The following is an 8,312-nucleotide window of genomic DNA, read 5'->3' on the forward strand; positions in this document are numbered from 1 at the left end:
CGACTACTGCTTATACAGTCTCATATACTCCAACCACTGGAGAAGAAAAAGTGAATAATCATAAGTGGGTTATTCATGAAGAGATTAAAGATGCAGGTAGCGAGCCCTATGCACCGGGCACAGAAATTATCCTTGGGGCAGATCATATGAAGGGGATGGATGGGGCTAAGGCTACCATTGATTCCGCCGAGCCAACGACTGTATATATGGTCGATTATGCGCCGACTACAGGAGGAGAGCCTGTCAAAAATCATAAATGGGTGACGGAGAGTGAGCTTTCAGCCCATTAGAACTCTTACAACACAGGCGCTTATGATAGCAAAAGGGAGCCTTACATCGGCTCCCTTTATACGACTTTATTTGAGTTTGGACAAACCTACTTTGCTAAATTCAGCTTGGCATCCTTGATGTCATACAAAGTCCCTTTGTTGGTTTCTACAAGCTTTTTCATTTGTTTGTTGGCTAGTCCATTCGCAGGCACGATTGCATTAAAAATAACACCATTTTTCTGTAATTGCTCGTTGATTTCATCTACTGAAAAACGGGCTTTACCCAGAGCTGTATTTTTATCATGAACTGGTGCATCTGTAATGAATATAATTGTTTTGGAATTAGAATTCTTGGGAAATTTACTTATAGCTAACTGAATAGCCTCTAATCCCGATTCCTTCAAATCCCCGCCAGCGGAAGGGCGCAGCATATTCAAATTACCTTTTAACTTGTTTTTATCGGTCGTAAACTCCAAAAATTCTAAATCTTTATCTGCCTTCAGATTGATATCCCGAAATGCAACGACAGCAAATTGGGAACCTGCTGGAACGGAATCAACAAAGCCTTTCACCTTCTGTCTCACATAATCCAGCGTCCCTGTCATACTACTCGTAACATCTATGACGAACACAATATCCGTAGATTTGGAGAAGGTGGTGGATATCTTTTTTAGAATCGTTGGATTGGAATGTGATTCAGAAGCATCTTCATTTTCCTCCATTAATTGTTCACTTTCACTGGTTGTCAAAACCTGCGGTGGAGCATGAAAAATCACAACGCTCTGAGCTGCAATATTCCATTTTACCTTCGCACCCAGCGCCTCACTTACAAAGCGAATAGGAACCATTACTTTGCCGTTAATGAGTCTCGGCGCTGCATTGAGACGCACTAATTTACCGTTGATATAGGCATCTCTGGAGCCAACAGTTAACTTAATCGTTGTATTTCCCTTGGTTGCAGTAACGGTCTTGGTAGCTCCATCCCATTTCACTTTCGCCCCAAGCGCCTCAAAAACGGCACGAAATGGCACCAGCATACTTCCGCTAATAGAGGTCGCAGGCTGCTCATATTGTTGCAGTTTCCCGTCTATAAACACCTCAACCTGCTGAGCCTTGTTATTATTTATGGGAACAAATTGGGGTACAGATGCTGCCGAATTTCCCGACTGATCGATCATTTTGATATAAAAGTAGTATCCACCCGTAGATAAATTCAGGTTACTCAATGGGTAGCTAAATGTTGTTTCCGGATCGAACTGAATCCGTTTAATTAATTGAGCATCCGCATTTTTGACCATAACGTATGAAGTGTACGTGGGTTGAATATTTTTCATTTTCAAACGAACCGAAAATGACGTACCTGAAGAGTTGATTGTAAATGTACCCGGAAAATCTTCTCCAGACGGGATAGACAAAGGGATTTCCGGTGACTCATCCACCTCTTGGTCCACTTTAGGCTCCACGACAGGCTGGGTTACTTGAGGTTCAATGACTTTCGGTTCATCCACAGGTTGAGCAACCTCGGGTTCACTGGGAGTGGGAATCTCTTTTATATTGGTCTCCACCTCAGGCTGCGTTACTTTCGGCTCCTCAGCAAGTGGAGTTACTGTAGATTCATCGACTGACTGCACAGTCCCTTCCATAGTTGTAGCTATAGGAAACTCTATATGATTTTCTGATCCTGGATAAGGTGCTGGTCGTGAATCCGCAATCGTAATTGTAGAGTTGGCATAATCAATCGTAAAGTCACCAGAAGGAATTTCAATATAGTTGCTATACAGACGAATTGGCGTATCAGGCTTAATCGTAAACGGGAGATCGAATTTAAACACTCTGTTTACTCCATTACCATCATCAAGGGTAAGCTTAAGCTTATCTCCATCTCTGAATACTGTCGAATTGGCAGCATGAACACTTTCTGTACACAAAGTGAACAACCCTACGAGTATCGTTAAAAACGAAAGTAGGAACATCATTCTTTTGAGCTTCATTCTTATTTCCCCTTTTGAATCTATAGTCTTGTCGATAAATCATAGCATAGGGTTAGATGAAGTTCATTCCATCTGATTACAGTTATGGATATGCGAACTCACTTTTTCCATCATTCGCGCTCTGTTCATCTGTTCAATGTTCATATGTATCTCCTTGGCCCGCTTCTTCAACGTGGCATACGTAATATGGCCGCCTTCAGTGCTTTAGTCCCTTCTTCGCTTTTCAAATAATCCGACGGTGTTTCGTTGCCGAGTGCGGGGACTTTTCGATCCATCCAAGTCAGCAAATATTCCCCCATATCGGGCAGCAGCACAATCTGAATCTCCTTGGGAATTTTACTTTCGACCACTTTTGCTCTTATAGCCGGATCTACCTGTGCATACCGCTCCTGATAGATCTGAACCATGTTGGCCCAGTTCTCCGGCTTAAACTCTTTCAAATATATGTCTCTCATCTACGAACCCTCCTTAGGGCCTCAGACAACGCTTTTCATGCTGGAGCAACCATTCTTTTCTCCATAGCCCTCCTGCATAGCCCGTTAGTTTCTGATTGGAACCGATAATTCGGTGACATGGAATCACAATGCTCAGCTTATTTTTTCCATTAGCACTGCCTACGGCTCGGATCGCTTTTTCATTTCCAATAGCAAGAGCAATATCTTTATAAGCTGTCGTTTTACCGTACCCCACGGACACCAGAGCATTCCATACTTTTTGCTGAAAATCCGTACCTTCAAAGGCATAAGGAAACGTAAACTCAAAGCGCTCACCTTTAAAATACTCGTCAAGCTGGATAGCGCATTCCGCTAATACTTGGATTGGAACCTCTTCTATAGCCCTCGTTAAGAGCTCATTCCGATTAGAGAACATAATAGAATAGACAGCCTCATTTGTGCCCTGTATCTCTATCTCTCCAATCGGCGATACATACTTCAATACGTAAAGTTCACTCATAAAAGGATACGCCCTCCTTCCTTTTCTATTCCTTACTCAACTTTCTATACTCACTAGGAGAACAATGGTTCAAGCTGCGAAACGCCTTATAGAAATGGGAGGGACTTTGGAAGCCCGTCTCATAGCAAATCTCAAGATTCGTAAGATTTGTACTTTTAAGAAGATAGGCTGCCTTATCTACTCTTATTTTTTCCAAATACGTACGCGGGGTTTCGGCGGTTTCCTGTTTAAAGATCCGATCCAAGTAAAAAGAGCTTATTCCAATATGGTCCGCAATATCCTGCAATACAAGTTTTTCCTTGTAATGATTGACCAAGAAGGTTACTACATTCTGCACAAGTCTGATATACGGCGAATGGTCTGTATGGGGCTGGCATCTTTTGCAAGCACGAAAACCCGCCTTTTCCACTTTGTCCAAATCAAAGTAAAACTCCACATTTATTTTCTTCGGCTTTTTGGATCGACAGGAAGGTCGGCAGTATATGCGGGTTGTTTTCACAGCGGTAAAAAACAACCCGTCATACTTACGATCACACGCTATAATTTTCTCCCACATTTCTTCAAAAGAAAGACTAAGGTTAGCCATGATCGAATGCTCTGTCCTTTCTATAGTTCATATTCATCTAGCTCAAGGATTTTGCAAAATCCTCATATAAATGTGATGTATCTTGAAGCTCTATCAACTGTTCTGCATTCTTTTGCAAAGCAACTATTATCTTATCAGAAAATGCATTTCCAAAGCTAAACCGTTTAACTCCTAACTGCTGAAGCTGGTGGACATTCGTCAGACCCGGCAGGGATAAAACATTAAGCGGAGCATGTATATGAAACACAACTTCCCTGATCTCTTCATCACGCTTTAATCCTGGAACAAAAATTCCGCTCGCACCATTATCCACATACGCTTTGGCCCGCTCTATGGTCTCTGAAAGTGGGGCATCCATCTGCAAATATGTATCCGTTCTTGCGTTTATAAAAAAATTTTTAAACCCACGCGTATCCAATGCTGTTCTTATTTTGGACAACAGGTTACTGTGCAGGCCCACTTCTCGAAGTCCCTTTTTCGTTTTCAAAGAATCCTCAATATTAATCCCTGCAACTCCCACATCGGCTATCCTTAAAACATGCTCAACAATCGTTGCCGTATCCTCCCCATATCCTGCTTCAATATCTGCCGACACTGGAATCTGAACATGCTCAGCAATCGTCCGAATAATGCTTACATGCTGGTCAAAATCAATAAGCTCTCCATCTGAGAATCCAAGCGTATTGGCAATTCCCCAGCTCGTCGTACCTATCGCCTTAAAGCCTGCCTTCTCCAGAGCCACCGCAGATAGCATATCCCAGGCGTTCCCTAAAAATAAAAGTTCCTCTGATGTGTGAAGTGCATGAAACTGATGAATTTTGTTCATAAATATAGCCTCCTGATATGTGATGTAACTCATTTTATCAAGAGGCTATCTTTGTTTCGTCCTCATTCTTGCACTTATGGTCTGTAGGAATCTAGGAACAACTAGGTCCATTTATTCACATATAAATCATAATTTTTGAAAAAAACGGTTATTTAAGCTCTATTCAATCATATCCTTCTTATCTATACTCTTGCTAAATCAATTCGAGTTAGATGCAAATCTACGCTTTTAGCTTTTAGCTTTTAGCCTTTCACAATTACATTATTATAGGAGGAGTTATATGTATAAAATAAGCAATAAACTCATTTCCAATAAAACAAAGTTTCTTATGATCTTGCTAAGCTTTACTGTAATCGCTTCTTTCTCTAGCTTGTCGGGCCCACCTGCCAAGGCTTTTGCTGAAGATAATGGAACTCCAGTACAGAAAACGATCGATTTAAATGAGGGCTTCAACAACTCAAATGAAGCTAGTATAGAGCCATTATCCCTTACCAGCGAAGCAGCTACTAGCCAAGAAGCGGTTACAGCTATTGATCATGATGCTAATTTCTCACCTTCTACACTTCAGTTTCTGAAGGCTAATACAGGACTCGACGGTGAGCAATGGGATAATATTATGAAGCTAGTGAACAAACCAGAGCAAGATTCTTTGAAATGGACTGAATTCTATGGATATGCTGAAGATATCGGCGATAATCGCGGATACACAATTGGTATATTTGGAGCAACAACAGGCGGTTCAAATGATACGGGACCCGATGGTCCGGACTTATTCAAAGCTTTTGATGCTGCTAGTGGAGCTAGTAACCCTTCCATTGCAGGTGGATTAACACGTGCTGGCCTGAAGGGGAAAATGAGTGGTTCGATTCTAAAGCTCAGCGATAGCGATAGTGTTATCAAGAAGAAGATCAACGCTCTCCAAAACAATGAAGCCTGGAGAGAAGCCATGTGGCGTACGTTCTATGACACCTATATCGAGTATAGTGTACAGCAAGCACAGAAACGCGGATTTAATACTGCTCTGACGATTGGATCATTTGTCGACACAGCACTCAATCAAGGCGCTACTGGTGATTCAGGTAGCCTTGAAGGAATCCTCTCACGTTCAGGCAGTAGTACGAATGAGAAGAAGTTCATGACTAGCTTCTATGCTAAGCGTACATTGGTTGTCGATACCAACGATTATAACCAACCTCCCAATGGTAAGAATCGTGTGAAACAATGGAGTTCTCTCTTAGCTTCTGGTGAAACAGATCTTAAGAACGCAGATGCAGCCGTGATCAAAGCAACTAATTGGGAACTGAAGTAAATACAATATACGTCATGAGGAGGACATATCGTATGCCCTCCTTTATCTATTTTCATGAACATTGAGTTGGCGATGACTGCTGACAACGTCCCATTCTCCCATACAGTTCCTCTCATCATTCGAGTATGTAGGTCGCGTGTACAAATAGAGAGACTGCCCCGGAAGCCCGAAAGTTGCAAGCTCCTGAAACAGTCTTGTAAAATGGTTTATGAAGTCGAATTAAGGCCGTTAGATGATTCGATAGCCAGATGGAAGTCTACCACTACTGCGGATATTACGGATTTGCTGCAACGTCAGACGTTGATTGGTAGAGATAATAGATTCCACATCATTCCCGCGAATCAGATCATCCAGGTCGGCGATGTTGCGATTGCCTCTAAACACACGGAAATTACCTCTAAACCGCATGCCAGCAAAGAGTACAAGTGTAGCATTGCTGCTAGTAGAAAAGAAACGCAGACTTTCGATGCCGTCGAGAATGTTATCGGTATTACGAATGCCTAGGTTTCCTCTGAATACTCTCCTGGAACCCCGAAAATTTTCTTCGTTGTAGACTGTAAGACGTGGATACGTTTGAGATACATATGCTTTGTTGTCCATGTTGTAATTCCTACTTTCAACTTTATCTTATGCTTCACCATCCGATTGGCGCGGGCCTCGCAGCATCCATCTAAAAATAGTTATGTGATTGAATAGAGCAGATGCAGACTTGAAAAAGGAACATATGTTCTGTATAATCTACCTTAGCAATTTGGAAAATTTTGAACTAACGGAGATGCGGACATGGACGATAAATTTATTGAGGAACTACGTGAAATTAGCAGAAACGACAAGCGAAGATCCGAATTTCTTATTAAGGGTATGAAGGAAACACTTCAGGAAAGAAAAGAAAAAAACTTTATCGAAAGATGGATTTGGCGACAAAAAAATAAGAAACTTATAGCGCGGAAGTTTAAATCCTAGTAGATATAACAACTGAATCTTCATAGATTTCTACTTTTTGTTTAGGTCATAGCTCATTTTTAGGAGGTAGAGTCATGATTGAGCTACTAGTCCCAAACGACGATATATTAAATCAAAATCAATTTTTGGCTGATGAAGTTCGATACAATTTGATCCATCGAATTTGTGAGTCAGAAGAGTCAACATGCCTCAAAACGTCCGATAAAAATATGATCTTTGCTCAATCACCCGGACATAAGGCTTGGCTATGGATCTCACAACAAATCACAGATAATCATAAATTGACCTATATAGAAGAACTCTTACGTTATTTAAAAGGAACCACCCTATACCCCGCCTAATTTGCGAAAAAAAGGTTTTGCCAGCGCAATGGTATCCGAGCTATGTTCCATTTTGGAAAATGAGCATTTAGTACCCATGCTATATGCAGATTTAAAAAATTCGGTTTCCAATCAAGTTTATAATAATATCGGCTTTGAGGAAGGCCGCAATGTCACCTTCATCACTGGGCCTCCTCTTCACTTATCTATACACTTTACTCCGTAACACCCACTTGTGTTTGAACTGAGGATCTTCGTGTAAGTAAATACGTAGCCACAATAGCGATACCAACCCCTGCTGCTCCAAACCAGGTGATGGAAGACAGCGAAACCTGACCAACAACTACACCGCCAATTCCGGCTCCGGCTGCCATAGCAAGCTGCATTGTAGATTGATTGAGACTCAGCATCACACCGGAAGATTCAGGCACAAGTGTGACCAGATTATATTGTTGAGTAGGTCCAGTTGTCCAGGCTGCGAACGACCAAAGGATCAATAAAGCAAATACTGCGACCAGGGAATGAGCGGCAAAAGGAAGCAAGAGTAAGGAAATACCGTGCAACACCATACCCCCTAATAATGTAAAGGGTATACCCTTTTTATCCGCACTGTACCCACCAATTTTTGACCCGATTAGACTGGCAATTCCGAAGGCAAGCAATACTGAGCTTAGCATATCCTCTCCTACACCTGATACATTCAGCAAATACGGTGAGATGTAAGTATACGCGAGTGAATAACCACCTAGCCAAAAGAAGGTAATGCCTAATCCCAAAGCAACTTCAGGCTTTTTCAGAAGAGCAAACTGTTGTAGTAAGGGGACAGGTCGATCTCCTTTTAAGCGGGGAATTGTCATAGATATAACAATTAGGGCAATAATCCCTGTCAACGCGATGCCGAGAAATACGGTTTTCCAGCCATATGCAGAAGATATCATTCTCCCAAGCGGCACCCCAATAATCAGCGAGGCTGTAAAACCCATAGTAACCGTAGCAATAGAACTGGCCTGCTTGCCGGCTGGGGCAATTTTCGCAGCAATGCTCAGTGCTGTAACCACGACCATCCCCGCCCCGACGGCCATAAGAATACGTGC

Annotated in this window: 11 protein-coding genes; 4 read left to right on the forward strand and 7 right to left on the reverse strand. The window is 42.0% G+C overall.

Annotated elements, in window-relative coordinates; all coding sequences use genetic code 11:
- Window positions 1-290: YdhK family protein (locus GRP75_RS14930; protein ID WP_160789692.1), on the forward strand; the 290-nt coding region annotated here is incomplete at its 5' end.
- 86 nt (window positions 291-376) lie between these two features.
- Here the strand turns inward: GRP75_RS14930 and GRP75_RS14935 are convergent.
- From GRP75_RS14935 to GRP75_RS14955, 5 genes are all read right to left on the reverse strand, one after another.
- Window positions 377-2,260: a stalk domain-containing protein gene (locus GRP75_RS14935; RefSeq protein ID WP_160789693.1), complete on the reverse strand. Its 1,884-nt coding sequence runs from the start codon at window positions 2,258-2,260 to the stop codon at window positions 377-379.
- Window positions 2,261-2,427: 167 nt separating this feature from the next.
- Window positions 2,428-2,715 carry an antitoxin Xre/MbcA/ParS toxin-binding domain-containing protein gene (locus tag GRP75_RS14940; protein ID WP_023989726.1) on the reverse strand — a complete coding sequence of 96 codons (288 nt, stop codon included), beginning with the start codon at window positions 2,713-2,715 and terminating at the stop codon, window positions 2,428-2,430.
- Between the two features lie 13 nt (window positions 2,716-2,728).
- Complete coding sequence (locus tag GRP75_RS14945; RefSeq protein WP_023989727.1) at window positions 2,729-3,214, reverse strand: methylated-DNA--[protein]-cysteine S-methyltransferase; 486 nt, start codon at window positions 3,212-3,214, stop codon at window positions 2,729-2,731.
- A 25-nt stretch (window positions 3,215-3,239) separates the two neighbouring features.
- On the reverse strand, window positions 3,240-3,800 hold the full coding sequence (locus GRP75_RS14950; RefSeq protein ID WP_023989728.1) for a bifunctional transcriptional activator/DNA repair enzyme AdaA: 561 nt from the start codon (window positions 3,798-3,800) through the stop codon (window positions 3,240-3,242).
- A 37-nt stretch (window positions 3,801-3,837) separates the two neighbouring features.
- Window positions 3,838-4,626 (reverse strand): isocitrate lyase/PEP mutase family protein, encoded by a 789-nt coding sequence (locus GRP75_RS14955; protein ID WP_068942129.1) that lies wholly within the window; start codon window positions 4,624-4,626, stop codon window positions 3,838-3,840.
- Between the two features lie 280 nt (window positions 4,627-4,906).
- Here GRP75_RS14955 and GRP75_RS14960 point away from each other — a divergent pair, with 280 nt between their 5' ends.
- Window positions 4,907-5,935 carry a chitosanase gene (locus GRP75_RS14960; RefSeq protein WP_237449059.1) on the forward strand — a complete coding sequence of 343 codons (1,029 nt, stop codon included), beginning with the start codon at window positions 4,907-4,909 and terminating at the stop codon, window positions 5,933-5,935.
- 228 nt (window positions 5,936-6,163) lie between these two features.
- On the opposite strand, the gene GRP75_RS14965 is transcribed toward GRP75_RS14960, so the two are convergent.
- Window positions 6,164-6,535 (reverse strand): hypothetical protein, encoded by a 372-nt coding sequence (locus tag GRP75_RS14965; protein WP_160789694.1) that lies wholly within the window; start codon window positions 6,533-6,535, stop codon window positions 6,164-6,166.
- 437 nt (window positions 6,536-6,972) lie between these two features.
- Here GRP75_RS14965 and GRP75_RS29775 point away from each other — a divergent pair, with 437 nt between their 5' ends.
- Entirely contained in the window at window positions 6,973-7,239 is a 267-nt protein-coding gene (locus GRP75_RS29775) for a hypothetical protein (protein WP_237449060.1), read from the forward strand.
- 28 nt (window positions 7,240-7,267) lie between these two features.
- Window positions 7,268-7,444: a hypothetical protein gene (locus tag GRP75_RS29780; protein WP_237449061.1), complete on the forward strand. Its 177-nt coding sequence runs from the start codon at window positions 7,268-7,270 to the stop codon at window positions 7,442-7,444.
- Here the strand turns inward: GRP75_RS29780 and GRP75_RS14980 are convergent.
- Window positions 7,434-8,312: MFS transporter (locus GRP75_RS14980; protein ID WP_160789695.1), on the reverse strand; the 879-nt coding region annotated here is incomplete at its 5' end. The genes GRP75_RS29780 and GRP75_RS14980 overlap by 11 nt on opposite strands.

It is taken from the genome of Paenibacillus sp. OT2-17, assembly GCF_009827695.1.
GTDB lineage: Bacteria > Bacillota > Bacilli > Paenibacillales > Paenibacillaceae > Paenibacillus > Paenibacillus polymyxa_B.